At 70.4% G+C, this 25,603-nt stretch carries 25 protein-coding genes; 16 read left to right on the top strand and 9 right to left on the bottom strand.

Annotation, left to right across the window (positions count from 1 at the left end; all coding sequences use genetic code 11):
* Positions 1–138: 138 nt before the first annotated feature.
* From VQ03_RS24105 to lpxB, 10 genes are all read left to right on the top strand, one after another.
* A complete protein-coding gene (locus VQ03_RS24105) occupies positions 139–846 on the top strand; it encodes an isoprenyl transferase (RefSeq protein ID WP_048453468.1) in 708 nt (235 codons plus the stop codon).
* Positions 846–1,709: a phosphatidate cytidylyltransferase gene (locus VQ03_RS24100; RefSeq protein ID WP_048453442.1), complete on the top strand. Its 864-nt coding sequence runs from the start codon at positions 846–848 to the stop codon at positions 1,707–1,709. The genes VQ03_RS24105 and VQ03_RS24100 overlap by 1 nt, the downstream gene beginning before the upstream one ends.
* On the top strand, positions 1,706–2,869 hold the full coding sequence (gene dxr / locus VQ03_RS24095; protein WP_048453441.1) for a 1-deoxy-D-xylulose-5-phosphate reductoisomerase: 1,164 nt from the start codon (positions 1,706–1,708) through the stop codon (positions 2,867–2,869). Before VQ03_RS24100 ends, dxr begins: the two co-directional genes overlap by 4 nt.
* A gap of 141 nt (positions 2,870–3,010) precedes the next feature.
* Positions 3,011–4,171 carry an RIP metalloprotease RseP gene (gene rseP / locus VQ03_RS24090; protein WP_048453440.1) on the top strand — a complete coding sequence of 387 codons (1,161 nt, stop codon included), beginning with the start codon at positions 3,011–3,013 and terminating at the stop codon, positions 4,169–4,171.
* Positions 4,172–4,502: 331 nt separating this feature from the next.
* Positions 4,503–7,034 (top strand): outer membrane protein assembly factor BamA, encoded by a 2,532-nt coding sequence (bamA, locus tag VQ03_RS24085; RefSeq protein ID WP_048453439.1) that lies wholly within the window; start codon positions 4,503–4,505, stop codon positions 7,032–7,034.
* Between the two features lie 168 nt (positions 7,035–7,202).
* Entirely contained in the window at positions 7,203–8,258 is a 1,056-nt protein-coding gene (lpxD, locus tag VQ03_RS24080; RefSeq protein ID WP_048453467.1) for a UDP-3-O-(3-hydroxymyristoyl)glucosamine N-acyltransferase, read from the top strand.
* 138 nt (positions 8,259–8,396) lie between these two features.
* Complete coding sequence (gene fabZ, locus VQ03_RS24075; protein ID WP_425350086.1) at positions 8,397–8,852, top strand: 3-hydroxyacyl-ACP dehydratase FabZ; 456 nt, start codon at positions 8,397–8,399, stop codon at positions 8,850–8,852.
* Positions 8,849–9,667, top strand: coding sequence for an acyl-ACP--UDP-N-acetylglucosamine O-acyltransferase (gene lpxA / locus VQ03_RS24070; RefSeq protein WP_048453437.1), 819 nt, complete (start codon positions 8,849–8,851; stop codon positions 9,665–9,667). Before fabZ ends, lpxA begins: the two co-directional genes overlap by 4 nt.
* Before the next feature lie 13 nt (positions 9,668–9,680).
* Entirely contained in the window at positions 9,681–10,565 is an 885-nt protein-coding gene (locus tag VQ03_RS24065) for an LpxI family protein (protein WP_048453436.1), read from the top strand.
* Positions 10,562–11,731 (top strand): lipid-A-disaccharide synthase, encoded by a 1,170-nt coding sequence (gene lpxB / locus VQ03_RS24060; RefSeq protein ID WP_048453435.1) that lies wholly within the window; start codon positions 10,562–10,564, stop codon positions 11,729–11,731. The genes VQ03_RS24065 and lpxB overlap by 4 nt, the downstream gene beginning before the upstream one ends.
* On the opposite strand, the gene VQ03_RS24055 is transcribed toward lpxB, so the two are convergent.
* On the bottom strand, positions 11,718–12,245 hold the full coding sequence (locus VQ03_RS24055; protein ID WP_048453434.1) for a peroxiredoxin: 528 nt from the start codon (positions 12,243–12,245) through the stop codon (positions 11,718–11,720). The genes lpxB and VQ03_RS24055 overlap by 14 nt on opposite strands.
* Positions 12,246–12,713: 468 nt before the next feature.
* Between VQ03_RS24055 and VQ03_RS24050 the strand changes: the two genes are divergently transcribed.
* Entirely contained in the window at positions 12,714–14,336 is a 1,623-nt protein-coding gene (locus tag VQ03_RS24050; RefSeq protein ID WP_048453433.1) for a hybrid sensor histidine kinase/response regulator, read from the top strand.
* Between the two features lie 24 nt (positions 14,337–14,360).
* Here the strand turns inward: VQ03_RS24050 and VQ03_RS24045 are convergent, their stop codons facing one another.
* A complete protein-coding gene (locus VQ03_RS24045) occupies positions 14,361–15,278 on the bottom strand; it encodes a hypothetical protein (protein ID WP_048453432.1) in 918 nt (305 codons plus the stop codon).
* Positions 15,279–15,606: 328 nt separating this feature from the next.
* Between VQ03_RS24045 and VQ03_RS33280 the strand changes: the two genes are divergently transcribed.
* Entirely contained in the window at positions 15,607–15,771 is a 165-nt protein-coding gene (locus tag VQ03_RS33280; protein ID WP_157064235.1) for a hypothetical protein, read from the top strand.
* Positions 15,772–16,111: 340 nt separating this feature from the next.
* Here VQ03_RS33280 and VQ03_RS24040 read toward each other — a convergent pair whose 3' ends face one another.
* From VQ03_RS24040 to VQ03_RS24030, 3 genes are all read right to left on the bottom strand, one after another.
* The gene (locus VQ03_RS24040) at positions 16,112–16,660 is read right to left on the bottom strand and encodes a hypothetical protein (RefSeq protein ID WP_048453431.1); all 549 of its coding nucleotides are present in this window, start codon (positions 16,658–16,660) and stop codon (positions 16,112–16,114) included.
* A gap of 10 nt (positions 16,661–16,670) precedes the next feature.
* On the bottom strand, positions 16,671–17,843 hold the full coding sequence (locus tag VQ03_RS24035; RefSeq protein ID WP_048453430.1) for a zinc-dependent alcohol dehydrogenase: 1,173 nt from the start codon (positions 17,841–17,843) through the stop codon (positions 16,671–16,673).
* Positions 17,844–17,995: 152 nt separating this feature from the next.
* Positions 17,996–18,913, bottom strand: a complete 918-nt coding sequence (locus tag VQ03_RS24030) for a 50S ribosomal protein L11 methyltransferase (protein ID WP_048453429.1) — start codon at positions 18,911–18,913, stop codon at positions 17,996–17,998.
* A gap of 283 nt (positions 18,914–19,196) precedes the next feature.
* On the opposite strand from VQ03_RS24030, the gene VQ03_RS24025 reads away from it, so the two are divergent.
* Positions 19,197–19,403, top strand: coding sequence for a hypothetical protein (locus VQ03_RS24025; protein WP_048453428.1), 207 nt, complete (start codon positions 19,197–19,199; stop codon positions 19,401–19,403).
* Positions 19,404–19,483: 80 nt separating this feature from the next.
* Here VQ03_RS24025 and VQ03_RS24020 read toward each other — a convergent pair whose 3' ends face one another.
* Positions 19,484–20,260 (bottom strand): SDR family oxidoreductase, encoded by a 777-nt coding sequence (locus VQ03_RS24020; protein WP_048453427.1) that lies wholly within the window; start codon positions 20,258–20,260, stop codon positions 19,484–19,486.
* Positions 20,261–20,630: 370 nt separating this feature from the next.
* On the opposite strand from VQ03_RS24020, the gene VQ03_RS32190 reads away from it, so the two are divergent.
* Positions 20,631–22,001 carry a calcium-binding protein gene (locus VQ03_RS32190; protein WP_157064237.1) on the top strand — a complete coding sequence of 457 codons (1,371 nt, stop codon included), beginning with the start codon at positions 20,631–20,633 and terminating at the stop codon, positions 21,999–22,001.
* A gap of 104 nt (positions 22,002–22,105) precedes the next feature.
* On the opposite strand, the gene argE is transcribed toward VQ03_RS32190, so the two are convergent.
* The gene (gene argE, locus VQ03_RS24010) at positions 22,106–23,281 is read right to left on the bottom strand and encodes an acetylornithine deacetylase (RefSeq protein WP_048453426.1); all 1,176 of its coding nucleotides are present in this window, start codon (positions 23,279–23,281) and stop codon (positions 22,106–22,108) included.
* Between the two features lie 268 nt (positions 23,282–23,549).
* Between argE and VQ03_RS33275 the strand changes: the two genes are divergently transcribed.
* On the top strand, positions 23,550–23,852 hold the full coding sequence (locus VQ03_RS33275) for a hypothetical protein (RefSeq protein WP_157064234.1): 303 nt from the start codon (positions 23,550–23,552) through the stop codon (positions 23,850–23,852).
* A gap of 52 nt (positions 23,853–23,904) precedes the next feature.
* Here the strand turns inward: VQ03_RS33275 and VQ03_RS24005 are convergent, their stop codons facing one another.
* Complete coding sequence (locus VQ03_RS24005) at positions 23,905–24,246, bottom strand: DUF1491 family protein (RefSeq protein WP_048453425.1); 342 nt, start codon at positions 24,244–24,246, stop codon at positions 23,905–23,907.
* Positions 24,247–24,367: 121 nt separating this feature from the next.
* Positions 24,368–24,568: a hypothetical protein gene (locus VQ03_RS24000; RefSeq protein ID WP_048453424.1), complete on the bottom strand. Its 201-nt coding sequence runs from the start codon at positions 24,566–24,568 to the stop codon at positions 24,368–24,370.
* A 385-nt stretch (positions 24,569–24,953) separates the two neighbouring features.
* Between VQ03_RS24000 and VQ03_RS23995 the strand changes: the two genes are divergently transcribed.
* A partial coding sequence (locus VQ03_RS23995) for an MFS transporter (protein WP_048453423.1) occupies positions 24,954–25,603 on the top strand: 650 nt, incomplete at its 3' end.

Below are 25,603 nucleotides of genomic sequence, written 5' to 3'. Positions count from 1 at the left end.
GACGGCTCCGCCGGGGTCGGGGCCAGCATGGCAGGCGACAGCGAGACGGTGACCCTGCTGGAGGCAGGCCAGGGCGAGGGCCAGGACCACCTGGCGGCCCGCCCCGGCCAGGCGAGCGGCGCCAATCCGGGCGGGGCGATGCCCAACCACGTCGCCATCATCATGGACGGCAACGGCCGCTGGGCCGCCCGCCGCGGGCTGCCCCGGGTCGAGGGCCATCGCCGCGGGGTCGAGGCGGTGCGCCGCGCCGTCCGTTCGGCGATCGATCTCGGGATCCCCTATCTCACCATCTACAGCTTCTCCTCCGAGAACTGGCGCCGGCCCGCCGCCGAGGTGGCGGACCTGATGGGCCTGCTCAAGCTGTTCGTGCGCCGCGACCTCGCCGACCTGCACGCCAACGGCGTGCGGGTGCGGATCATCGGCGAGCGCGACGGCCTGCCGGGCGACATCGCCGGCCTCCTGCGCGAGGCGGAGGAGCGCACCGCCCGCAACGCGAAGCTGACCCTGGTGGTGGCGTTCAACTATGGCGGGCGCCAGGAGATCCTGCGCGCGGTCCAGAAGCTCGCCCGCGCGGTGGCCGAGGGACGCCTGGCACCGGAGGCGATCGACGTCGCGGCGATGACGGGGGCGCTCGACACCGATGGCATCCCCGATCCCGACCTCGTCATCCGCACCTCCGGCGAGCAGCGGGTGTCGAACTTCCTGACCTGGCAGACCGCCTATTCCGAGTTCGTGTTCGTGCCGGATTTCTGGCCGGACTTCGACCACGCCACCTTCCTCGCCGCGATCGGCGAGTTCCAGAACCGCGACCGCCGCTTCGGCGGCCTCAGCGCCCGGGCAGGATGATGGCGGGCGACGGCACGAAGGCGCCCGGCACGAGCCGCCCGGCCTGGCCAGCGACGGAGCTCGGCGCCCGCACGGTCTCGGGGATCGTGCTCGGCCTCCTGGTGCTCGGCGCGACGCTCAACGGCGGCTGGATCTTCGCGGTGATCTGGTTCCTGGCCGGCTTGGCGGTGGTGGGCGAGTGGCTCGCCATCACCCGCACCGCGCCCCACCGGCCGCTCCTGGCCATCGCCGGCCTCGTGCTCTTCGGCGTGGTCGCGGGGGCACGGCTCGCCGCTCCCCTCCCCTGGCTCATCGGAGCCGTCGTCGTCGGCCTCGCCCTGCTGGCGCTCCTCGCCCGGCCGGCCGCGGGCCGGATCTGGGCGCCGGCGAGCCTCGCCTGCGCCCTCGTCGTCGCCCTGGTGCCGGTGCTGCTGCGCGACGATCCCCGCATCGGCCTGGCCGGCCCGCTCTGGCTGTTCGGTGTGGTCTGGACCACCGACATCGCGGCCTACTTCACCGGCCGTTCCCTCGGCGGGCCGAAGCTGTGGCCGGCGGTGAGCCCGAAGAAGACCTGGTCGGGCTTCTGCGGCGGCCTGGTCGGCGCGACGGTCGTCGGCGGGGCGGTGGCTTTCGGCGCGCGCCATCTCGGCGCCACCGAGGCCCTGTCGCTGCCGCTCGCCTGCGCCCTCTCCGCCCTCGCCTCGGTGATGAGCCAGGGGGGCGACCTCGCCGAATCGGCCCTCAAGCGCGCCTACGGCGCCAAGGATTCCGGCCGCCTGATCCCGGGCCATGGCGGCGTGATGGACCGCCTCGACGGCTTCTTCGCCGTGGCCCTCCTCGCCGGCCTCCTGCTCGTCGGCCTCACTCTCACGGGACAGTCATGACCCTCACCGTCTCCGTCCTGGGCGCGACCGGCTCGATCGGACGCTCCACCGCCGACCTGCTCGACCAGCACCGGGACCGCTTCCGGGTCGGCGCCGTGGCGGGCGGCCGCGACGCCGAGGCCCTCGCCCGCGTCGCCCGCGAGCTGAACGCCGAGTTCGCGGCGATCGCCGATCCCGACGGGCTGTCGGCCCTGCGCGACGTGCTCGGCGGGTCCGGCATCGCCTGCGGCGCCGGCCCTTCGGCGGTGATCGAGGCCGCGACGCGCGAGGCGGATCTCGTGGTGGCGGCGGTGAGCGGGGCGGCGGGCCTGAGCCCGACCTGCGCGGCGATCCGCCAGGGCCGCACCGTGGCGCTCGCCAACAAGGAGAGCCTGGTCTGCGCCGGCGACGCGTTCATGCGCGACGCCAAGACGTACGGCGCCCGCATCCTGCCGATGGATTCCGAGCACAACGCGCTCGAGCAATCGATCGGCGGCGGCAAGATCGACGACATCACCCGGATGACCATCACCGCCTCCGGCGGGCCGTTCCGGACCGCGACCCGGGAGCGGATCGCGGCTGCGAGCGCCGCCGACGCGGCCGCCCACCCGACCTGGTCGATGGGCATGAAGATCAACATCGATTCCGCCACCCTGATGAACAAGGGGCTGGAGTTGATCGAGGCGCACCACCTGTTCGGCATCGAGGCCGAGCGCCTCGACGCCGTGGTGCACCCGCAATCGATCGTCCACGCCCTCGTCACCTGGCGCGACGGCGCCGTGACGGCCGGCCTCTACGTTCCCGACATGCGGGTTCCGATCGCCCATTGCCTGGGCCTGGGCGAGCGCCTGTCGATCGCCCGCGGGAAGCCCCTCGACCTCGCGGCGACCGGCAGCCTCACCTTCGAGCGCCCGGACGAGGAGCGCTTCCCCTGCCTGCGCATCGCCAAGGCCGCGCTCGCCGCCGGGGCGGCCCAGCCGACGGTGATGAACGCCGCCAACGAGATCGCGGTCGCGGCCTTCATCGCCGGCCGGATCGGCTTCTACGACATCGCCGCCCTGGTCGAGCGGGCCTGCGAGCATTTCGCGGCGCGCTTCCCCACCGCCCCCGCCGACGTCGAGGAGGCGCTCGCCATCGACGCCGAGGTGCGGCGCTGGAGCGAGGCGGCGCTGGCCGCGTGACCGGCGCCTTAAGCTTCCGTTAAGTTAACCCTCGGCCGTTTCGCGCTCTGTTCGCAGCCCTCCGGACTCTGTATGTAAGGGGGATTGGCAAGGTGGCCGTACCGGGCCAGGGAGGGCCGGCCGCGCCGCATCGAGGTGACCATGGATCTGCTCAACGTCGTGGGCGGTGCGACGACGAACCTGCTCGGCTACATCGTGCCGTTCCTGTTCGTTCTCACCGTCGTGGTGTTCATCCACGAGCTCGGCCACTTCCTGGTCGGGCGCTGGTGCGGCGTCGGGGTGACCAGCTTCTCGATCGGCTTCGGCCCCGAGCTCGTCGGCTTCAACGACCGCCGCGGCACCCGCTGGAAGATCTCGGCGATCCCGCTGGGCGGCTACGTCAAGTTCGTCGGCGACATGAACGGCGCCAGCGTGCCGGACCCGAACGCGATCGCGACGATGAATCCCGCCGACCGGGCGGTGAGCTTCCACGCCCAGAACGTCTGGAAGCGGGTCGCCATCGTGGCGGCGGGGCCGATCGCCAACTTCCTCCTCGCCATCGCGGTCTTCGCCGGTGCGGTCTACGCCACCGGGCGCTACGAGGTCGCACCCCGGGTCTCGGCGGTGCAGCCGGGCAGCGCGGCCGAGCGTGCCGGCTTCCAGGCCGGCGACGTGGTACTGACGATCAACGGCACCGCCATCCACAACTTCGCCGACATGCAGCGCACCGTCTCGGGCGCCGCCGGCGACCGGCTCGACTTCACGGTGGAGCGCGGCGGCGTCACCACGCCGCTCACCGCGACCCCGGATGTCTACGAGGACAAGACCCCCTTCGGCACCCAGCGCATCGGCCGGCTCGGCATCCAGGGCCCGCGCGACGCGGCCGACGTCAAGCTGGTGCATTACGGCGCGCTCGATTCGCTGAAGATCGGCGTCACCGAGACCTATTTCGTGGTCGACCGCACCTTCAGCTACATCGGCAAGCTGATCACCGGGCGTGAATCCGCCGACCAGCTCTCGGGCCCGATGGGCATCGCCCGGGTCTCGGGACAGGCCGCCAAGGTCGGCGGCCTCGGTGCCCTGGTCGGCCTGATCGCGGTCCTGTCGGTCTCGATCGGGCTCATCAACCTCTTCCCGGTGCCGATGCTCGATGGCGGGCACCTGATGTTCTACGCCGTCGAGATCGTGCGCGGCCGCCCCTTGAGCGAGCGGGCGCAGGAGATCGGCTTCCGCATCGGGCTCGCCCTGGTGCTGATGCTGATGCTGTTCGCGACCTGGAACGACATCCTGCATATCGGCGCCGCGTTCAACCGCGGCACCTGAGGCGCCCCGCACCCTCCCCGGGAGGCGCCCGCGCGCGACGCGGGCGTCCCCCGGAATCCAGCGAATTTTCCTAAAATGCGTTCCATTCCGGGGCATGCGCCCCGGCGCGCCGTTCACGGCGCGCTGACTCTGCCTTGTGAAAAGCTTGGCCGCATCCCGTGACAGGAAGGCCACGTCTGGGCAAAATCCCCGAAGGCTGGGAGCGTGGCGTTTGCTTCGCCAGGGATTCCCGATAGAAGCGGGGCTTAGGACCAGGGGCCTTCGCCTTCGCGAGAGGGCGATCGTCTGCGGGTGCAAACCCGTGCCGACAAAAAATGAGACGGGCCATTTGATGATGTCGATGACGGGTAAGCGCCGGCGTGCGTCGGCGAAGGGCGCCATTGTCATGGCCGCCACCATCGCCGCCAGCGGCAGCGCCTTCGCGCAGCAGATCGTCGTTCAGGGCAACTCCCGGATCGATGCGGAGACGGTCCGTTCCTACGTGGTCGGCGTGTCGCCCGAGGAGGGCCGCCGCAACCTGATCGCCAGCGGGATGTTCTCCGACGTGCGCGTGGCGCATAACGGCGGGCGCATCATCGTGTCGGTGCGCGAGAACAACACGATCAATCGGGTCTTCTTCGAAGGCAACAAGAAGGTCGAGAAGGGGACGCTCGAGAGCGTCGTCGAATCGAAGTCGCGCGGGCCTTACAGCCAGGCGGCCATCAACACCGACCTCGATCGCATCCGCGAAGTCTATCGCCGCGCCGGTCGCGGCCTGGCCAAGGTCTCGGTTCGCACCGTCGACCTGCCCAACGGCCGCGTCGACGTGGTCTACACCATCGACGAAGGCGACAAGACCGGCGTCAAGGAGATCCGCTTCGTCGGCAATCAGGCCTACTCGGACGGCCGGCTGAAGGACCTGATGACGCTGTCGGAGATGAATCTCCTCAGCTTCATCAAGACCTCCGACGTCTACGATCCGGACCGGCTCGCCAACGACCTCGACCTGATCCGGCGCTACTACCTGAAGAACGGCTACGCCGACTTCCGGGTCGCCTCCGCGGATGCGCGCTTCGACGACGCCGCCGGCGGCTGGGTCATCACCATCACGGTGGAGGAAGGCCAGCAATACCGCGTCGGCGCGGTCTCGGTCGATTCGCGCATCCCCGGCGTCGACGGCACCGTGCTGCGCGACGAGCTGCGCACCAGCGTCGGCGACGTCTACAACGCCGAGGATGTCGAGAAGACCCTGACCGGCGTCACCACCACGGTGGCGCGCAACGGCCATCCCTTCGCCCAGGTCCGCCCGACCGGCGAGCGCGACCGCGCCACCGGCACCGTGGCCCTCGGCTACATCGTCGAGGACGGCCCGAAGGTCTACATCGAGCGCATCAACGTGCGCGGCAACACCCGCACCCGCGACTACGTGGTGCGGCGCGAGCTCGACCTCACCGAGGGCGACGCCTATAACCGCGTGCTGATCGACCGGGCCGAGCGGCGCCTGAACGGCCTCGGCTTCTTCAAGAAGGTGCGGTTCTCCAACGAGCCCGGCTCGGCTCCCGACCGGGTTGTCGTGAACATCGATGTCGAGGATCAACCGACCGGCTCGTTCTCGGTCGCCGGCGGCTACTCGACGGCCGACGGGATCATCGGCGAGGTCTCGGTCTCGGAGTCGAACTTCCTCGGCCGCGGCCAATATGTCCGCCTCGCCGGCACCGCCGGCCAGTACACCCGCGGCGTCGACTTCTCGTTCACAGAGCCGTACTTCCTCGGCTATCGCCTGGCGGCCGGCTTCGACGTCTTCAACAAGTACAGCGACCAGACCCGCTACTCGCGCTACGTGACCGACGTGGTCGGCGGCCAGCTCCGCCTCGGCCTGCCGATCACCGAGGAGTTCGGCATCACGCTGCGCTACTCGATCTACAACACCGACTTGAAGATCCCGAACACGGTCAAGCGGCCGTACAACGACTGCTCGTTCGGGATCCCGGGCTACACGGCGCTCAACCCGGCCGGGACGTTCTACCAGGGCCGTAACGTCGGCGGCCTCCCGGCCTACCCGAACTGCGCCTACGACGGCGAGGCCTCGATCGCCCTCAAGGAGTCGGTCGGCTCGACGCTGACCTCCCTCGCCGGCGTCACCCTGGCCTATTCGACCCTCGACAACCTGCAGATTCCGCGCAACGGCTTCTACGGCGAGTTGAAGCCCGAATATGCCGGCATCGGCGGCGACTCGAAGTTCTTCCGCGTCACCGGCGAGGCTCGCTACTACAAGGAGCTCTGGGAAGACGTCATCGGCTTCGTGAAGGTCCAGGGCGGCCACGTCCTGCCGACCGAGGGCAACTCGCTCCGCGTCACCGACCAGTTCTTCCTCGGCCCGTCGCTGGTGCGCGGCTTCGCGCCGAACGGCATCGGCCCGCGCGACGTCGGCTCGGGCGACGCCCGCTCGAACGCGATCGGCGGCACGACCTATGTCGGCGCCTCGGTCGAGGTGCAGTTCCCGATCTGGGGCCTGCCGCGCGACCTCGGCCTGAAGGGCGCGGTCTTCGCCGATGCCGGTACGCTGTTCGGCTACAAGGGCCGCCGCGCCTTCGACGTGAACGGCGACGGGTTCATCAACGGGTTCAGCCCGACCGGCGGTTGCAACTTCAGCGCCATCGGCCCGACCGCGATCCCCGTCGAGCCGGAATGCGTGAACGTCCGCGACAAGCCCACGATCCGTTCGTCGGTCGGCGCGTCGATCCTGTGGAACTCGCCGCTCGGCCCGATCCGCTTCGACTACGCCTACGCCCTGACCAAGGACGAGGGCCTGAACACCGGTTTCGGCCGGGTCGGCAAGGACCAGACGCAGGCCTTCCGCTTCTCGGGCGGCTCGCGCTTCTAAGCGATCATCCCGCGGGCGCCGGTGGCGCCCGCCTCGAATCGACGGCCGCGGGGCGCTCCCGCGGCCGTTTTCGTTTGTGCCCCCCGGCTCAACCCGCTAGTTCGAACCCCCTCCCCTCGACGGGAGGACGGGCGGGCCGTTCCCGCCGGGGCCCAGCGGATGCAGGCGATGTCGGAACCGGTCTTCTTCCCCCTCGCGGGCCCCGTCCCGCTGCGCGAGGTCGCTTCGCTGTCCGGCGCCGCCCTGCCGCCGGAGGCGGACGGCGAGGCGGTGATCCGCGCTGCGGCGCCACTCGAGAGCGCCGGGCCGGACGACCTCGCCTACATGGACAACGCCAAATACGCCGAGGCCCTGGCGACGACCCGGGCCCGTGCCTGCCTGGTCACCCCGCGCTTCGCCGCCCGGGTGCCCGAAGGCACCGTCGCGCTCGTGACGCCGCAGGCCTATCGGGGCTTCGCGACGGTGCTGGCCCGGCTCTTCCCGAGCGCGGCGCGCCCTGCCTCGCTGTTCGGGGCGACCGGCGTGTCGCCCGGCTCCTTCGTCCACCCGACCGCCCGGCTCGAGCCCGGCGTGGTGGTCGATCCCGGCGTGGTGATCGGGCCTCAGGCCGAGATCGGCGCCGAGACGGTGCTGGCGGCGGGCTGCGTCGTGGGCCCGAGCGTGCGGATCGGGCGGGCCTGCGCCATCGGCCCCAACGCCTCGGTGCTGCACGCCTTCTTGGGGAATCGGGTGATCGTGCATGGCGGCGCCCGCATCGGCCAGGACGGGTTCGGCTTCGCCATGGGGCCGGGCGGCCACCTCAAGGTGCCGCAGGTCGGCCGCGTCATCATCCAGGACGACGTCGAGATCGGCGCCAACACCACGATCGACCGGGGTGCCAGCCGCGACACGGTGGTGGGCGAGGGCACCAAGATCGACAACCTGGTGCAGATCGCCCACAACGTCGTCATCGGCCGCCACTGCGTGATCGTCGCCCAGGTCGGCATCTCGGGCTCGACGACGCTCGAGGATTACGTCGTGCTCGGCGGCCAGGTCGGGGTGGTGGGCCACCTGCGCATCGGCATGGGCGCCCAGATCGCCGGGTCGAGCAACATCAACAAGGACGTGCCGGCGGGGGCCCGCTGGGGCGGCACGCCGGCCAAGCCCGTGCGCGAGTGGTTCCGCGAGATGACGACGCTCAAGAACCTCGCGGCACGCTCCCGCGACGAGGGCGGCGAGGGCTGAAGCCGGGGGCGGGGCATCCGCCCCGTTCCCGCCGCAAAAGGCTTGCATCCGCCGCACTTCTCGCCAAAGACGGCGCACCATCGCCCGACCGGATCGCTCCGGTCCGGCCGCACCGAGGGAGCCGACACCATGACCGAGATGCCTGCCGAGCTGGGCACGGCCGACATCATGCGGGTGATGGAGCTCCTGCCCCACCGCTACCCGTTCCTGATGGTCGACAAGATCGTGCAGATCGACCGGGACGAGAGCTGCATCGGCATCAAGAACGTCACGATCAACGAGCCGCACTTCACCGGCCACTTTCCCTCTGCCCCGGTCTTCCCGGGCGTCCTCCTGATCGAGGGCATGGCCCAGACCGCCGGCGCGATCTGCTGCGCCCACAAGCTCAAGGGCGACGCCAAGCCGAGCAAGGTCTTCTTCATGACCATCGACAAGGCGAAGTTCCGCAAGCCGGTCCTGCCGGGCGACGTGGTCGAGTACCACATGCGCAAGACCAGCAACCGCCGCTTCATGTGGTGGTTCAAGGGCGAGGCCAAGGTGAACGGCGTGCTGGTGGCCGAGGCCGAGATCGGCGCGATGCTGGTGACCGAATGAGCGACCTGTCCGAGACCCGCATCCACCCGAGCGCGGTGGTCGAGGACGGCGCGGTGATCGGCGCCGGCGTCGAGATCGGGCCGTTCTGCCATGTCGGGCCGCAGGCGGTCCTCGGCGACGGCGTGCGGCTCCTGAGCCACGTCGCGGTGGCGGGCCGTACCACCATCGGGCCGCGCACCCGGATCTATCCCTTCGCGTCGATCGGCCACCCGCCGCAGGACCTGAAGTTCCGCGGCGAGGACTCGACGCTGACGATCGGCGCCGATTGCCAGATCCGCGAGGGCGTGACCATGAACCCCGGCACCGCCGGCGGCGGCCTCGCGACGGTGGTGGGCGATTCCTGCGCCTTCCTCGCCAACAGCCATGTCGGCCACGATTGCCGGGTCGGCAACCACGTCGTGTTCTCCAACAACGTGATGCTGGCCGGCCATTGCCAGGTCGGCGACTACGCGATCCTCGGCGGCGGCGCGGCGGTGATCCAGTTCGCCCGGGTCGGCGCGCATGCCTTCGTGGGCGGTCTCTCGGGCCTCGAGAACGACCTGATCCCCTACGGCATGGCAGTGGGGAACCGGGCCCACCTGTCCGGGCTCAACATCATCGGGCTGCAGCGCCGCGGCTTCTCCCGCGAGGAGATCCACGCCCTGCGCCGCGCCTACCGCCTGCTCTTCGCCCTCGAAGGCACCCTGATGGAGCGGGTCGAGGACGTCGCCGCGGAATTCGACCAGCACCCGATCGTGCAGGAGATCCTGGCCTTCATCCGCGAAGGCGGCAAGCGCTCGGTCTGCACGCCGCGCGAGGCGCCAGGCGCTGCGTGACGAGCGCCGCCTGATGGCCGCCGCGGCGGCGACATCCGCGCCGGCCTCCGGACCGGTCGCGATCGTGGCCGGGGCCGGCCGGCTGCCGCTCCTCATCGCCGCCGCCCTCGACCGGGCCGGGCGCTCCTGCCGCGTGCTGGCGATCCGGGGCTTCGCCGATCCCGCGACCCGGCGGCGGGCCGACGCCACGATCGACCTCCTCGACGTGCGTGGCGCCCTCGACACCCTGACCGCCTGGGCGCCTGCCGGCGTGACGCTGGCCGGTGCCGTAGCCCGGCCGAGCCCGGCCGCCCTGCTCAACACCCTCGCCGCCTACCGCAACCGCGAGGCCCTGCGCTCGCTCGCCTCCGGCGGCGACGATCACCTCCTGCGCGGCGTCCTGGCGCTCTTGGAGGAGCACGGCCTGCAGGTGCTCGGCGTGCGCGACCTCGCCCCGAACCTGATGGCCCCGGCCGGCCGCCTCGGCGCCCTGGGACCGGACGACGGGGCGGAGGCCTCGGTCGCGGCCGGCCGGGCGCTGCTCGCCAGCCTGTCGCCGCACGATGTCGGCCAGGCTGCCGTGGTGGCGACCCGACGGGTGCTGGCGGTCGAGGGGCCGGAGGGCACCGACCGGATGCTCGCCCGCGCCCGGGCCCTCGCCCGCCGTCCGTTCGGCCTCGGGCGACCGCCGGCCGGGATGGTGCTGGTCAAGCGCGCGAAGGACGGCCAGGACCTGCGCGTCGACCTGCCGGCGATCGGCCCGCGCACGGTGAAGCGCGCGGCGGAGGCCGGCTGCATCGGCATCGCGGTCGGAGCTGGCGACACCCTGGTGCTCGACCGGCCCGAGACGGTGGACCTCGCCGACCGCCTCGGCCTCTTCCTCCTCGGCCTGCCGCCCGATCCGGAGCCCGCCCGTTGAGCGACCGCCCCCTCACGATCTGGCTGGTGGCCGGCGAGGAATCCGGCGACCAGCTCGGCGCCAAGCTGATCCGGTCGCTGCGCGCCCTCTCGGACCGCCCGCTCGCGCTCGGCGGCGTCGGCGGCGACGCCATGGCGGCGGAGGGGATGGAGTCGCTGTTCCCCCTCGAGGACGTGGCGGTGATCGGCTATCTCGCGGTGGCGGCCCGCATCCGCCTGCTGATGCGGCGCATCCGCCAGACCGTGCGGGCCTGCGTGGCGGCCCGTCCCGACGTGCTCGTCATCATCGACAGCCCGGGCTTCACCCACGCGGTGGCGAGCCGGGTGCGACGGCAGCTCCCGGACCTGCCCGTGGTCGATTACGTCAGCCCGAGCGTCTGGGCCTGGCGCCCGTGGCGGGCGAAGACCATGCGCGGCTACATCGACCACGTGCTCGCCCTGCTGCCCTTCGAGCCCGACGCGCATCGGCGTCTCGGCGGACCGGCCTGCACCTATGTCGGCCACCCGCTGATCGAGCGCCTGGGCGAGTTGCGGCCCGGCCCCGCCGAGAGGGAGGCCCGCCAATCCCCCTCCCCGGTCCTCGCCGTGCTGCCGGGCTCGCGCCGGACCGAGATCGAGCGGCTGATGCCGATCTTCGGTGCCGCCCTCGCCAAGGTTCAGGCGCAGGGCCACGCCTTCACGGTCGAGCTGCCGGCCGTCGCCCGCCACCGCGCCCTGATCGAGCGCCTCGCCGGCACTTGGCCCGTGCGCCCCCGCCTGATCGACGGCGAGGCCGACAAGCTCGCGACCTTCCGGCGGGCCCGGGCGGCGCTCGCGGCGTCGGGCACGGTGACGCTCGAACTCGCGCTGTCCGGCGTGCCGATGGTCGTGGCCTACCAGGTGCCGAAGATCGAGGAGGTGATCGTGCGCCGCCTGATCCAGGTGCCGACGATCGTGCTGCCGAACCTGATCCTGGGCGAGAATGCGATCCCCGAGCTGATCCAGGCCGATTGCACGCCGGAGCGGCTGGCGGCGGCGCTCGCCCCCCTCCTGCCCGCGGGCCCGGCCCGGGCGGCGCAGGAGGCCGCGCTCGCCCGCCTCGACGCCACGATGCGGCTGCCCGACGGCGACGACCCGAGCCGCAGCGCCGCCCGGATCGTGCTGGCGGCGGCCCCTACCGGCCCTTGAGATAGTCGAGCATCGTCCCGGCATCCGAGACCGCGAGGCCGACCCCGGGCGGGTCGTCGCGGAATCCGGGCTCGATGAACATCTTCCGGATCGTGCCGTCCTCGACATGCATGGAGTAGCGCCAGCTGCGCATCCCCATGCCCTGGCGGCCGCGCTTGACCAGCATCCCCATCTGCCGCGTGAAGTCGGCATTGCCGTCGGGCAGCATGAACACCTTCTCGATGCCCTTGGAGCGCGCCCACTGGAACATCACGAAGGCGTCGTTGACCGACAGGCAGATGACCTGGTCGATGCCCAGCGCCACGAAGTCCTCGGCATGCTGCTCGTAGCCCGGCAGGTGGTCGTCCGAGCAGGCCGGCGTGAAGGCGCCCGGCAAGGCGAACAGCACGATGTTGCGGCCGCCGAACACCTCGGCGGAGGTCAGGTCCTTCCACTCGAAGGGGTTGGGGCCGCCGAGGGCCTCGTTCCTGACGCGGGTGTGGAAGGTCACGTCCGGGACGGTGGCGGGCGGCATCGGAACCTCGCGGGCAGGGGGAGTCACGAAACGGATCGCAGACGAGCGAAATGGGCACCAAGGACCCGATCCCGAAACTAGCGCCGCGCCCGGCATTCCGTCACGGCGAAAATCGCGCCTCGCCGGTCACGCCTTGCCGGTCACGCCTTGCCGGTCGCGCCTCGTGCGCAGCAAGCCCCGGCGTTGACGCCGTCGCCCCATCGCCGGATCGCTCCGCCTCCCGGTGCATAGGCGAGACGGGTATTCGAAACCTCGAACGGGCGGCATCCTGAAGCGAAATCGATGCTCTCTCCAGTTGCCGCGCGACGACGTTCGTTCCACTTCGTTGCCGCGACAAAGTCGCGCTGCTGAAAATCGTGCACTATCCTTTCGTGTCGGTTGATATCCGGCCCCGCTGCCTATCTGCTCTCGGGTGACTGAGGCCGGACCGTGTGCCGCGTGGCTCAGCCAGCGGCATGGGGGCGTCGGATGGCGGACATATCGGAGAAGCCGGATCTCGGCGGCCTCGGGCCGGCCGTGACGGTCCGCGGCCCGCGCGCCGTTCACGACACCCACTCGGACATCTTCTTCGCCGCCGTCGAGACGACGCGGATGCCGATGATCGTCACCGATCCGCACCAGCCGGACAACCCGATCGTCTTCGCCAACCAGGCGTTCCTGCGCATGACCGGCTACACGCCGGAGGAGCTGGTCGGCACCAATTGCCGCTTCCTGCAAGGGGCGGAGACCGACCGCGAGACGGTGGCGGAGGTGCGCCGCGCCATCGCCGAGCGGAAGGAGCTCGCCACCGAGATCCTGAACTACCGCAAGGACGGCTCGACCTTCTGGAATGCGCTGTTCATCTCGCCGGTCTACGACAAGAAGGGCGATCTGGTCTATTTCTTCGGCTCCCAGCTCGACGTGTCGCGCCGGCGCGACGCCGAGCAGGCCCTGCACCAGGCCCAGAAGATGGAGGCGCTCGGCCAGCTCACCGGCGGCATCGCCCACGACTTCAACAACCTGCTCCAGGTCATCGGCGGCTACACCGACGTGGTGCTGGCACTGGCCGAGCACCCGACGATCGACGCGACCCGTCTGGTCGGCGCCGGCGAGGCGATCCGCGCCGCGACCGACCGGGCCGCCCGGCTGACCCACCAGCTCCTCGCCTTCGCCCGCAAGCAGCGCCTCGACGGGCGGGCGCTGAACCTCAACACCCTGGTGCGCGGCATGAACGAGATCACCGGGCGCACGCTCGGCGACCACGTCGTGATGCGCACCGACCTGTCGCCCGACCTCTGGAACTGCCGCATCGATCCGACCCAGGCCGAGGTCGCCCTGCTCAACGTGCTGCTCAACGCCCGCGACGCGATGCCGGGCGGCGGCACGGCGACGATCCGGACCGAGAACCTGACCATCGACGACGGGATGGCCCTGCTGCTGATGGTGCGGCCGGGCCCCTACGTGGTGGTGCAGGTGCAGGATACCGGCCTCGGCATGCCGGCGGAAATCCTGGCGCGGGTGCTGGAACCGTTCTTCACCACCAAGGAGGAGGGCCGCGGCACGGGTCTGGGCCTCGCCATGGTGTACGGCTTCGCCAAGCAATCCGGCGGCACGGTGCGGATCACCTCCGAGGTCGGCCAGGGCACGACTGTGCGCCTGCTCTTCCCGGCCACCGACCAGGCCGTCACCGCCGAGCGCCGCCCGGCCCCGCGGGCCGCCGACCGGATCGGCACCGAGACGGTGCTGGTGGTCGACGACCGCCCTGACGTCGCCGAGACCGCCCGGGTGATCCTGGAGGATTTCGGCTACACGGTGCTGGTCGCGCACGGCGCCCAGGAGGCGCTGGACCGGCTCGACGACAGCGACAAGGTCGATCTCCTCTTCTCCGACCTGATCATGCCCGGGGGCATGAACGGGGTGATCCTCGCCCGCGCCGCCCGCGAGCGCCAGCCGCGCATCAAGGTGCTGCTCACCACCGGCTATGCCGAGGCCTCGATCGAGCGGACCGATGCCGGCGGCAGCGAGTTCGAGATCCTCAACAAGCCCTATCGCCGGATGGAGCTGGCGCGGCGGGTGCGGCTGACGCTCGATGGGCCGACGGGGGTGGGGTAGCGATCGGCCGGCCGCCGCAACCGCTCAGAAGTTGTAGCCGACGCGCAGCCGCATCTGGTGCCGGTCGAAGCCCGACAGGTCGAGGGGCCCCGGCTCGCCGGAGGCCCGTCCGGCGACCTGGAAGCTCCAGGTGAACGAGGCCCAGGCCTGCGGCGAGAGGGTCGTGTAGAGGGTGGGCCCGAGATAGGCCGCCTGCCCGGCGAGCCGGTCGAGCGCCAGGCCCTCGTAGGTCCGGGCATAGCGCGCCTCAGCCCCGACGAAGAGGCCGGGCCGGACCTGGTAGGCCAGCGCACCCGCGACCTCGATGCCCGATCCGAGCACGCGCTCGTCCCGGGCAGGCAGCCGCGTGGTCGAGAAGGCGAAGCCGAGATTGACCGCCGCGACCAACGTGCCGGGGATTAGCTCGCGGTCGGCCAGGAGGGCGACATCCGTCCCGAAGCTGCGCGCGCCCACACCTGAGCCACCGTCGACGGTGCCGTAGGCCGGCACGATGCTCAGCGTCAGGCCGAACGGGGACTCGCGGCGATCGAGCAGGCGCAGGCGGGTTTCGAGGAAGCCGCCATTGAAGCCGCCGGTGGTCCGGACCGGGTCGCCGGGGCTGCCGATGTCGTAGGCGTTGAAAGTCACGCCCGGCGCGAGGCGGAAGTCGCCCGTCAGCGGCATCTTCAGGGCGAGGCCGCTATCGACGGCGAGGAAGCGGCCGAGGCGCTTGCCGAGCCGTCCGGTCGTCTCCCATTCCAGCTCCGCCTCGCCCGGCACGCCGAGGTCGCTGCCTTCCGTGAAGCCGAACAGGTGCTCGCTGTCGATGTCGCCGGGGGTCAGGTTCTCGGCGGCGGTGGGGAGGGATTGGGCCCGAGCGGGCGGAACCCCCTGCCCGGTCGCCAAGCAAGCCAGGACGAAGCCGACGATGCGGCAGGAGAGCAGGGAACGGGCATGACGCATCGCAATGGCTCATCATTATAGCTATTGCTATAACTGATAGGCGTAGCCATTCCGATCGTCAACGGCCTGGGTCGCGTCGGATCGAGAGGCGCCGCGCGATTCCAGGCGCCCAGCTCGCGAGGGCGCGGGGTCGCCCCTGTGCGCGATCGAGTCGCCGGCCATGGCGCCCGGCCGATATTCATCCAGTCCCCAGCGCCATGAAATCGTGGCTGACGGAATGTCGCGCCTCGTGATGCCCAGTCGCGCGATTCGTTCAGGAACCGGCACTCCCGTCATATGTTATCGAGACACTCACCGCGGCACACCGCACATCATGGGAGATACGGATATGGCCGACAAGAAGCAGCAGTCTCAGTCGCACAATACTGACGACCATACCCGCCACAACAACAAGAATCCGGATACGCCGAACCAGGGCACCGTGCAGCATTCGGATGACGGGCGCCTGAAGGAGAACCGCGAGAAGGGCATCCACCGCGGCGACAAGGAATAAGCACCGGGACCGACCGGAGCAGGAGGGCCGCCGCGAGGCGGCCCTTTTCGTTGGCGCCGACGACACCGAGAGGCTGTTTGAGTTGGCTGACCTCGTTCACATCCTCCGTGTCATACCGGGGGCTCGTCGAAGACGAGAAGCCGGGATCCATCACCACTGACGTGACGAAGAGAGCGGAAACCGTTCCGCCTCATCCTGCCTCGTCAGCGGCTATGGATCCCGGATTCCGCTGCGCGGCCCCGGGATGAATCAGAGAGTTGGCAGCGTGCGTGCCGGATCGATCCTCACGACCGCTCGAACAGCCTCCGGAACCCTCGATGTTGCCCCGGCCTCTCGCCTCTCACGCCGCCGGACGCCCGTCGCGCCAGGGGCGCAAGGCCTCCGGGATGCGGAAATCCCGCGGCACCGCGAAGTCGTGGGCGGCGCCGTGGGCCGCGGCGAGACCGCGGGGGAAACCGCTGCGGTTGTGGTACTCGTAAGTCCCCCGCGGCGCCGGGCGCTTGTCGGCCGTGAGGCCCTGGACGCAGACGATGTCGGCGAGCGTCACGCCCGCCACCGCCGCGGTGGCGAGCGCCAGGGTGCCGGTGCGGGGGTTGTCGCCCTCGAAGCCGGTCGCCAGGGTGGCGAGGTCGAGGGCATCGCCTGCGACCCGGCCCCAGATCCACGGGGTGGGATCGTGGCTCATCAGGATCGCGGCGCCGGTCGCGACCTCGCGGGCGCCGTAGGCCTGGACCAGGGCCTCGCGGCCCTGGAGGCCGAGCGCCCGGCAGAGGGCGCGGGGCGCCAGGATCTCGGCGAGGCCGAGGCCGATCGAGAACCAGCCGAGGCCGCGGGCGAGCGCGTCGTGGGCGGAGCGGGCGCGGGGGCTGACCGTGCGATGCATGCTCATGGCTGGGTCCTCACGGCCGGATCATGACCTTGATGCAGCCGTCCTGCTTGTCCCGGAAGGTCCGGTACATCTCAGGCCCCTGCTCCAAGCCCACATTGTGGGTGATGACGAAGGACGGGTCGATCTGCCCCTCCTCGATCCGCCGCAGGAGGTCGTCGCTCCAACGGTTGACGTGGGTCTGGCCCATCCGGAAGGTCAGGCCCTTGTTCATCGCCGCGCCGAACGGCACCTTGTCGATCAGGCCGCCATAGACGCCGGGGATCGACAGCACGCCGGCCGGGCGGCAGGCCATGATCATCTGGCGCAGCACGTGCGGCCGGTCGCTCTCCAGCATCACCGCCTGCTTGGCGCGGTCGTAGATCGCGTCGAGCGAGGAGGTGGCGTGGGCCTCCATCCCGACCGAGTCGATGCACTTCTCCGGCCCCTTGCCATCGGTCATGTCGTTGAGCTTGGCGACGACGTTCGACTCTTGCGTGAGGTCGATCGTCTCGGCGCCGCCGGCCCGGGCCATGGTCAGGCGCTCCGGCACCCGGTCGATGGCGATGACGCGCCTGGCCCCGAGCAGGATCGCCGAGCGGATCGCCATCTGGCCGACCGGGCCGCAGCCCCAGATCGCCACCGTATCCTCCGGCTGGATGTCGCACTGCACCGCCGCCTGCCAGCCGGTCGGGAAGATGTCCGACAGGAAGAGCAGCTTCTCGTCCGAGATGCCCTTCGGCACCTTGATGTGGGTGGCGTCGGCATACGGCACCCGCAGGTACTCGGCCTGGCCGCCCGGATAGCCGCCGGTGAGGTGGGTGTAGCCGAACAGGCCCGCGGTGGTGTGGCCGAAGGCGGCCTCGGCGAGCTTGGCATTGCGGTTCGAGCGCTCGCAGACCGAGAAGTTGCCGCGCCTGCATTGCTCGCACTGGCCGCAGATGATGGTGAACGGCACCACGATCCGGTCGCCGACCTTGAGCGCCTTGTTGTCCCGGCCGACCTCGACCACCTCGCCCATGGCCTCGTGGCCCATGATGTCGCCCGACTTCATGCCCGGCATGAAGTGGTCGTAGAGGTGCAGGTCGGAGCCGCAGATGGCGCAGGAGGTCACCTTGATGATCGCGTCGCGCCCGTCCTCGATCGTCGGATCGGGGACCGTGTCGCAGCGGATATCCGCAGTGCCGTGCCAGACGAGGGCCTTCATCGCTGTTCGGTCTCCGGGCTCGTCGTGCCGCGGAGGGGCCGGGATTGGCGTTCCGCGCGCACGGACCGTCCTCCGGCAAGGATGCTCATACTCCCTACCGGTAAGCGGTAATGCTCGGACAACCGATCAGTGTCGGGGCTGTTCCTTGAGACCTAGCGCGGGCGGGAAGCCGCGCCGCCGCGGCGCAGTTCCAGGGTCGCCCAGCCCTCGATCAGCCGGCGGCGGCGCAGGCGGAAGCCTTGCGCCGCATAGGCCGAGAGCACGCCCGGCACGTCGCGGGGGATCAGGCCCGACAGCACCAGCGTGCCGTCCGTCGCCACCGCGCGGGCGAGGCTGGGGGCGAGCCCCCGCAGCGGCCGGGCCAGGATGTTGGCGAAGACGAGATCGTAGCCGCGGGCGACCCGGGCGAGAGGGTGGCGCAGGCCCGGCGCCTCGTAGAAGGCCATCAGGTTGGCAAGCCCGTTGAAGGCCGCGTTGGTGCGGGCGGTCGCCACCGCCTCCGGGTCGAGGTCGCCGGCGATGACCTTCGTGTGCAGGAGGCGTGCGGCGGCGAGCCCCAGGATGCCGGTGCCGGTGCCGACATCGAGGACCCGCTGCGGCCGGCGCCGCTTGACCTCGTCGACGAGGGCCATGAGGCAGCCGAGCGTGGTGCCATGGTGGCCGGTGCCGAAGGCGAGCGCCGCCTCGATCTCGATCGGCAGGTCGTTCGGCTGCACCTTGGCCCGGTCGTGCGAGCCGTGGACCAGGATGCGTCCGGCCCGCACGGGCTTCAGCCCTTCGAGCGAGGCGCGAACCCAGTCCTGCTGGTCGATCGCCGCGAAGGTGGCCTCGTCGGCGGCGTCGCCGAGGATCGGGCGAATCAGCTCGCGCACCGCCTCCTCGTCGGGCTCCTCCGAGAAATAGGCCTCGAGGTGCCAGGTCTTGCCGTCCTCGGCCTCGAAGGCCGCGACCGCGGTCTCGGTCGGGTCGAAGACCTCGCCGATCAGGTCGGTCATGGCGCGGGCGGCGCGCTCGTTCGTGTCGAGACGCAGCACGTGGGTCGGGCGGTGGGGCGGCAGGCCTTCGAGCATGACGCGCCCATAGCATCCGCGCCGCCCGCCGTCACCGCCCCGTCACGCCCGCGCGGCATCTCTCTCGCCGCGCGCGTCCCGCCGCCCCCGCCCGATGTGACATCGGTGCCGCGGCGGGATGCCGTCGGGGAAACGTCGCCCGTCTCCGTGGAACCGCCGCGCCCGGTCGGCGTTCATTGCGGCGCCGGTCGTCAGAAGCCGGCCGTTGAAGGATCGTACGATGCGTACCCGAGTTCGCGAGCAGGTTTGGCCGGATGCGTCCGCCGGGCCGGCTCAGACTCCCGTGCGGGAACCTCCCGCCCTGCGGGACATCACCACTTCGCGGGATACCGCGCCGTGGCGCCGCGCGGCGCCGCTCACCGCCGAGGATACGGCCCTGCCGGGCCGCATGCTCATGCTGCTCAGCCGGCTCCACCGGAGCGAGCGGCAGCTGCAGATGAAGGAGGCCGGTTCCGAGACGGCCACCGCCATCGGTCCCGGCAGCGCCTGAGCGATTCCGCTCCTCCCAGTCTGCCTCGGATGATCGCGCGGCGATCACCCGGGGCAGTCGATCCAGGCGCCGGCCGAGGCTCAGGCGCCGAGGCGCGACCCCAAGCGGGCATCCGGCACGTAGCCGCGGTTCCAGGTCGGGCTGATCACCACCTCGTTGAGGCAGACGTGGCGGGGGCGCGTCGCCACGAACAGGATCAGCGCCGCCATGTCGTCGGGCTGGAGCATGCGGGCGCGGTCCTCGGCGCTCACCGGCACCGGGCGCTTGTCGAGGATCGGCGTCGCGACCTCGGCCGGGCACAGGACCGTCGAGCGGATGCCGTTGACGCATTCCTCCATGTTGATGCTGTGGCTCATCGCCACCACCGCGTGCTTGGCCGCGGTGTAGGCGGGGCCGCTCACCGGGCTGACGTAGCGCCCGGCCCAGGAGGCGGTGTGGATCAGGACACCGTCCCCTTGGGCGCGCATCAGCGGCAGCACCGCCAGCGAGGCGTAGAAGGCGCTCGACAGGTTGGCCGCGATCACGCTTTGCGCCCCCTCCGGCGACAGGGCGTCCCAGCGCCGCTCGCGCACGTTGCTGCCGGCATTGCTCACCAGCACGTCGAGCCGGCCGAACCGCGCCGAAATGCCCTCGACGATGGCCGCGATGCGGGCCGCATCGGTGACGTCGCCGGGCTCGACCACGGCCTCGCCACCGGAGGCGGCGATGCGCTCGGCGAGCGCCCGCAGCGGCTCCTCCCGGCGCCCGGTGAGCACCACCCGGGCCCCCGCCCTCGCAAGGCCCAAGGCCGCCGCCTCGCCGATGCCGCTGCCCGCCCCCGTCACCCAGGCGATCTTGCCCGCGAGATCCTGTGCCATCCGACGTCTCCTCCCGTTCGACGGCAGCCCTCTCGCCCGGGACCGGGTCGGGCCGTCCGCCGTGCCTGTCTGCCAAGCGAAGACAGCTCTGCGCAAGGGCGGGGATCCGGGCGCGCCGGCCGGCTTGCGGAGACCGCGAGGCGACCGGAGACGGCATGCACCAGGGCGTGGCCAAGCCGACGACGGGTGCCGGCCGCCCCGGAAGAAGGCGCGTGAAGCGAAGTTCGCGCAGCCATCCGCGCCACCCGTAGCAGCACTCATGAGATCTTAAATTTTGCTCGATATCCTAGAGTAGCGACAGTTTTACGGATCATTTGATCGCATACGAACTGATCATCGAAAATCACAAATACAAACAGGGTTGACCATCATGACTTATGCTCATTGGAAGCCAATTCAGGATTTTCTTAAAATCGATAAAGGCTCGCCATACCGTGCCAATTACGAGCGTTCTGCCTCTATTATCAATCGATTTACGAATCCCGGTTTCCTGGCATACCTGTCTCATTCGAGCTTCCAAATCGAGCCAGGAATGCGAGATAGTGTGATTCGAGGCATGGAGTATTTTAACAAATTTATTATAAATGGCGGCCCTCCGGATGAATCAGTCTATGGCAGTTCGAAAATTAAAATCGATGATAAAATAATTAATTATTTTGATAATTACATTACTCAGTCGCTTCGTCCCTACATGCCTGAAATAACCAATGCGTTCCAATGGGATCGCTCTGGGAGATACCTATCCTCTTCCATTAAGGAGGAGTGGACGAGAACCGCATATGATGTTTGGAGTCATTCCAATAGGAATGTTTTCTACTCCGCAGAAGGCGGCAATGAGGCCTACAGATCGATCGATTTCGGTGGGCAATACGCGTCTCCCGCATTTTTAGACGCGCGGACGATGCAGGCAGGATCGACCGAAGGCCAGGTCGGCGCCGCAGCGACCTCCGACCTCGCCGCGCGTACCATGAGTGACACCGAGGGCGACGATCATCTCCTGGCGAGTGCGGACGAGACCTGGGAGTCAGGCGGTCACGGTGCCGACGTCATCGACGGCACGGCCGATTCCGACTGGGACTATGGCGGCAACGGTAACGACACCCTGTTCGGCGGCGCGGGTGACGATGTCGTCGACGGCGAAGGGGACGACGATTTCGTCGGCGCCGGTGCCGGCAACGACACGGCCTGGGGCAGCTTCGGCAACGACGAGATCCACGGCGAAGGCGGCGACGACCTGCTGTTCGGCGAGGACGGCGGCGACGGCGTCTACGGCGAGGACGGCCACGACGAGATCTTCGGCGGCAGCGGCGACGACGTCCTGACCGGCGACCGCGGAAGTGACTTCGTGCGCGGCGAGACGGACGACGACCGGCTGTTCGGCGGCGAGGATGGCGACGACCTGTCGGGCGGGGCCGGCAACGACACGCTGGAGGGGGGCGCGGGCCCCGACCTGCTGTTCGGCAATGCCGGCGACGACGTGCTGGCCGGCGGCGCGGGGACGGACATCTTCGGCTTCGGCGCCGGCGACGGCCTCGACGAGATCACCGACTTCGTCACCGGCGGCAGCGAGGCCGACGTGATCGCCTTCAACGGCGGCGCCTTCACGAGCTTCGAGGCCGTGCAGGCGGCGAGCCGGCAGGAGGGCGCCGACATCGTCATCAGCTACGGCACGGGCGACGCGCTGACGCTCCGCGACACCCAGCTCGCCGCCCTCTCGGCCGCCAGCTTCACCTTCGCGTAATCCTCGACCGGGCCCCGCGGCGGCACCGCGGCGGGGCCTCGCCATGGCGTTCCCCCGCTTCGTCCCGGCCGGGATCGCGGCGACCGGCGCAGCGGAGCCGGCCTTCAAGCGCAGCTCTCGGCGATCAGCCGGCGCAGGAAACCGGCGCAGTCGGCGAGCTCCGCCGTCTCGACATACTCGTCGGCCTTGTGGGCGCGGGCGATGTCGCCGGGACCGATCACCACCGAGGGGATGTCGCCGAGGCTCTGGAACAGGCCGGCCTCGGTGCCGTACGACACCTTGGCGTGGGCGTTGCGCCCGGCGAGGCGCTTGGCCAAGGTGACGAGGGGTGCATCGGGAGCGATGTCGAGGCCGGGATAATCGATCACCGGCTCGACCGTGAGGCCGCAGGCGGGGTCGCGCGCCTGCATCTCCGGCACCAGCACGTCGCGGGCGTAGGCGAGCACCGACTCGGCGAGGGCGCGGGGATCGTCCGCCGCGATCGCCCGGAACTCGAACCCGACGGTGCAGCGGTCCGGCACGATGTTGAGCGCCGTCCCGCCCTGGACCAGGGCAGTGAGGCCGGTCGTGTGCGGCACGTCGTAGAGGTCGTCACGGGCCCCGTCGCGGGCGAGCCCTTCCGCCGTGAGCCGCACCCGGTCGATGAAGCGGGCCGCGTACTCGACGGCGTTGACCCCCGTCGGCGCCAGCGCCGAGTGGCAGGCCAGGCCCCGGAAGGTGGCCTTCGCGCCGTACTTGCCCTTGTGGCCGATCACCACTGCCATGCCGGTCGGCTCGCCGACGAAGCAGCCCAGCGGCGTCACGCCCCGCTGGCGCAGGTGGGCGATGAGCGGCCGGACGCCGAGGCAGCCGATCTCCTCGTCGTAGGAGATGGCGAGGTGCAGCGGCCGGGCGAGCGGGGCCGCCGCCATCTCGGGCAGCAGCGCCAGGCAGACGGCGAGGAAGCCCTTCATGTCCGACGTGCCGCGGCCGTAGAGGCGCCCGTCGATCTCGGTCAGACGGAACGGGGGATGCGTCCAGTCCTGGCCTTCCACCGGCACCACGTCGCTGTGGCCGGAGAGCACGTAGCCCGGCCGGTCGGCCGGGCCGACGGTGATCCAGAGGGCCGCCTTCTGGCCCGTCGCGTCCACGACCCGCTCGACCGCGGCGCCGTGACCCCGGCAGTAATCCTCGACCCAATCGACGAGGGGCAGGTTCGTGGCGGAGCTGACCGTCTCGAAGCCCACCAGGGTGGCGAGGAGTTCCGTGATGGCGGCGGACTGGCGATCTGAAGAAGTCATGGACAGCGTGCGGGCCTGACGAGGGGCTTGGGCATCCCACCGGGTGCGGCACCTGCAGGGCCGGCGCCAATGCAGGGACGACCGGGACGCCCGGATTCCTCCTTATGCCGCGTTCCGGCCGCGGCGGACAGCCGGGCCGGGTGCGGGCCGAGGACCGGGACGCGGCCGGCCCGGGCCGGCGATGGAGATGGCGTGGATGCGACGTCGGAGCCTGTTCGACTGAGTTTACACATCCCTCCACTCCACGACCTCAGGATGGGGTCGTGGAGTGGACCGAAGAAGTGCCGGCTATAAAGATGCCATCGCAGATAATCCGACGAGTGCATTGCGCAAAGAGATAGCGAGCATGTCGGGACTAGTCCTTTATCGCAAAATTCATCATAAGATATTCGTAGAATTTGCTTTAGAAAAAATGGTCGAATTGTCGCCAGCGATGTTCAATTCGCCCTCAGCAGCCTTCCATTCCACGATTGTAACAAATTTCTCCTACAACCCAGAACACATTTGCCGCAAAATAGACAAAATCTGCCCTGGATTTGGATCGAGCGCGCCCTTCTCCTTTACGGCATGAGACCGAAACGTCCAGGGAGGTCTGCGGCAGCGCCTGAGGGAACGGGCGCGGTCTACCCGACGAGGTCGAGGAAGTGCCGCCCCTCGCGGTCGTCGATCTCGACGATCCAGAGATCGGAATCGAACCGGATCTCCCGGGCGAGGCGGTCCTCGACGTCGGGCGGCAGGGCCTCGCGCATCAGGGTCTCGAAGCGGCGGTCGCCCTCCCCGGCCTCCTCGAACAGGGCCTGGGGCGCCGGGCCGTAGAGGTCGGCGCGTCCATCGAGACGGTCGACCTTGACGAAGATCGCTCCCGCCTCCGGCGCGCCGCGCCGGCGCTGCACCGCGCTCACCCCCTCGACCGCGCAGCGGCGCAGATGAGCCGAGACCCAGAAGTCGGAGCGCAGGCGTGCCATCGGGCGGGGCGTCCTTCGACGATGTCCGGGGACAGGGACGTCGCCCTCATAGGACAGCACCCGATCGCGGAGCAATCGGGTGCTGCATCGAAGCGTGGAGGGCCGGGCGTCGGCGCGGGGATCAGGACACCCGCGCGGCGCCGTCGAGTTCGGCCACGTCGGCCCGCTCGCGCCAATCCTCGACGCCATGATGACGGGCGAAGCGCAGGGCGGCGGCGCGCACCGCCCGCTCCGGATCCCGGGCGCGGGCGATCTCCACGGTCCCGACGGTGAACGGGACCCCGAGGATCTGCTTCGCGAACAGCACGCGGTACTGCGACATCGTCCATCTCCCTCGGCGATGGATCGCGTCGATGACGGGGCGGGCCACCGTTCCTGGCTCCCGAGGCGACCTCGCCGCGACCTGCCGGCCGGGGCCGCCAGCGACGCGCGTCGCCGACGAGGGAACCGATCGACTGCGATCGGAGAAAAAGGTATCGGCGCGTTGCGCGCCGGAGCAAGCCGACATTTCGGACCGGCTCGCTTCCTCATGTGGCGATGATTGCCGCCCACGGAAGGTGCCTCACGGCGGTGTGATCGCCCTCCGCGCGGGGATGCGGCATGCCCGCAGGGCGGCCCTCCCGTGCGGGCAGGGCGCGTGATGCAGCGCGAAAACCCGCTATGCCGGGCCGCGCCACAGACGCCACGCGCTCACGCAGGACGCGCCGATGCCGCCCCTCTCCGCCGCAACCCGCCTGAGCCTCAGCCTGATCGCCGGCGGGGCGGTCGCCAACATCTACTACAACCAGCCGCTGCTCGGCCTGCTGGTCCAGGCCTTCGGCCACGACGCCTCGGTGCTGGTGCCGACGGCGACGCTGGCGGGCTACGGGATCGGCATCCTCGGCCTGGTGCCGCTCGGCGACGCGTTGGCGCGACGCAGCCTGATCGTCGGCCAGCTGCTGTTGCTCGCCGCGGTGCTGGTGCTGGCGGCGGCGAGCGCCAGCCTGTGGGTCCTGGTGGTGGCGAGTTTCCTGATCGGCGTGCTCTCGACGGCGGCGCAGCAGGCGGTGCCGTTCGCCGCCGAGCTGGCGCCGGACGCGGTGCGCGGCCGGATGGTCGGCCAGGTGATGACCGGCCTGCTCCTCGGCATCCTGCTCGCCCGCACGCTCAGCGGCTTCGTCGGCGCGTGGCTCGGCTGGCGGGAGGTGTTCTTCGGCGCGGCGGGACTCTCGGTGGCGCTCGCGGGTCTCGCCCGGCTCACGCTGCCGGGGACGCCGCCCGCCGCCCGCCTCGGCTACGGCGCGCTCATGGGTTCGCTCGTCGCGCTGGTGCGCAGCCAGCCGGTCCTGCGACGGGCCGCCCTGGCGCAGGCGCTGCT

It is taken from the genome of Methylobacterium tarhaniae (assembly GCF_001043955.1).
GTDB classification, from domain to species: Bacteria; Pseudomonadota; Alphaproteobacteria; order Rhizobiales; family Beijerinckiaceae; genus Methylobacterium; species Methylobacterium tarhaniae.
This window is presented reverse-complemented; position numbering and strand designations above follow the sequence as displayed.

Coding starts and splice junctions, on each gene's coding strand:
- VQ03_RS24105 (WP_048453468.1), top strand. CDS start 139: ATGCCCAACCACGTCGCCATCATCATGGACGGCAACGGCCGCTGGGCC.
- VQ03_RS24100 (WP_048453442.1), top strand. CDS start 846: ATGGCGGGCGACGGCACGAAGGCGCCCGGCACGAGCCGCCCGGCCTGG.
- dxr (WP_048453441.1), top strand. CDS start 1,706: ATGACCCTCACCGTCTCCGTCCTGGGCGCGACCGGCTCGATCGGACGC.
- rseP (WP_048453440.1), top strand. CDS start 3,011: ATGGATCTGCTCAACGTCGTGGGCGGTGCGACGACGAACCTGCTCGGC.
- bamA (WP_048453439.1), top strand. CDS start 4,503: ATGATGTCGATGACGGGTAAGCGCCGGCGTGCGTCGGCGAAGGGCGCC.
- lpxD (WP_048453467.1), top strand. CDS start 7,203: ATGTCGGAACCGGTCTTCTTCCCCCTCGCGGGCCCCGTCCCGCTGCGC.
- fabZ (WP_425350086.1), top strand. CDS start 8,397: ATGCCTGCCGAGCTGGGCACGGCCGACATCATGCGGGTGATGGAGCTC.
- lpxA (WP_048453437.1), top strand. CDS start 8,849: ATGAGCGACCTGTCCGAGACCCGCATCCACCCGAGCGCGGTGGTCGAG.
- VQ03_RS24065 (WP_048453436.1), top strand. CDS start 9,681: ATGGCCGCCGCGGCGGCGACATCCGCGCCGGCCTCCGGACCGGTCGCG.
- VQ03_RS24055 (WP_048453434.1), bottom strand. CDS start 12,245: ATGCCGCCCGCCACCGTCCCGGACGTGACCTTCCACACCCGCGTCAGG.
- VQ03_RS24050 (WP_048453433.1), top strand. CDS start 12,714: ATGGCGGACATATCGGAGAAGCCGGATCTCGGCGGCCTCGGGCCGGCC.
- VQ03_RS24045 (WP_048453432.1), bottom strand. CDS start 15,278: ATGCGTCATGCCCGTTCCCTGCTCTCCTGCCGCATCGTCGGCTTCGTC.
- VQ03_RS33280 (WP_157064235.1), top strand. CDS start 15,607: ATGGCCGACAAGAAGCAGCAGTCTCAGTCGCACAATACTGACGACCAT.
- VQ03_RS24040 (WP_048453431.1), bottom strand. CDS start 16,660: ATGAGCATGCATCGCACGGTCAGCCCCCGCGCCCGCTCCGCCCACGAC.
- VQ03_RS24035 (WP_048453430.1), bottom strand. CDS start 17,843: ATGAAGGCCCTCGTCTGGCACGGCACTGCGGATATCCGCTGCGACACG.
- VQ03_RS24030 (WP_048453429.1), bottom strand. CDS start 18,913: ATGCTCGAAGGCCTGCCGCCCCACCGCCCGACCCACGTGCTGCGTCTC.
- VQ03_RS24020 (WP_048453427.1), bottom strand. CDS start 20,260: ATGGCACAGGATCTCGCGGGCAAGATCGCCTGGGTGACGGGGGCGGGC.
- VQ03_RS32190 (WP_157064237.1), top strand. CDS start 20,631: ATGACTTATGCTCATTGGAAGCCAATTCAGGATTTTCTTAAAATCGAT.
- argE (WP_048453426.1), bottom strand. CDS start 23,281: ATGACTTCTTCAGATCGCCAGTCCGCCGCCATCACGGAACTCCTCGCC.
- VQ03_RS24005 (WP_048453425.1), bottom strand. CDS start 24,246: ATGGCACGCCTGCGCTCCGACTTCTGGGTCTCGGCTCATCTGCGCCGC.
- VQ03_RS24000 (WP_048453424.1), bottom strand. CDS start 24,568: ATGTCGCAGTACCGCGTGCTGTTCGCGAAGCAGATCCTCGGGGTCCCG.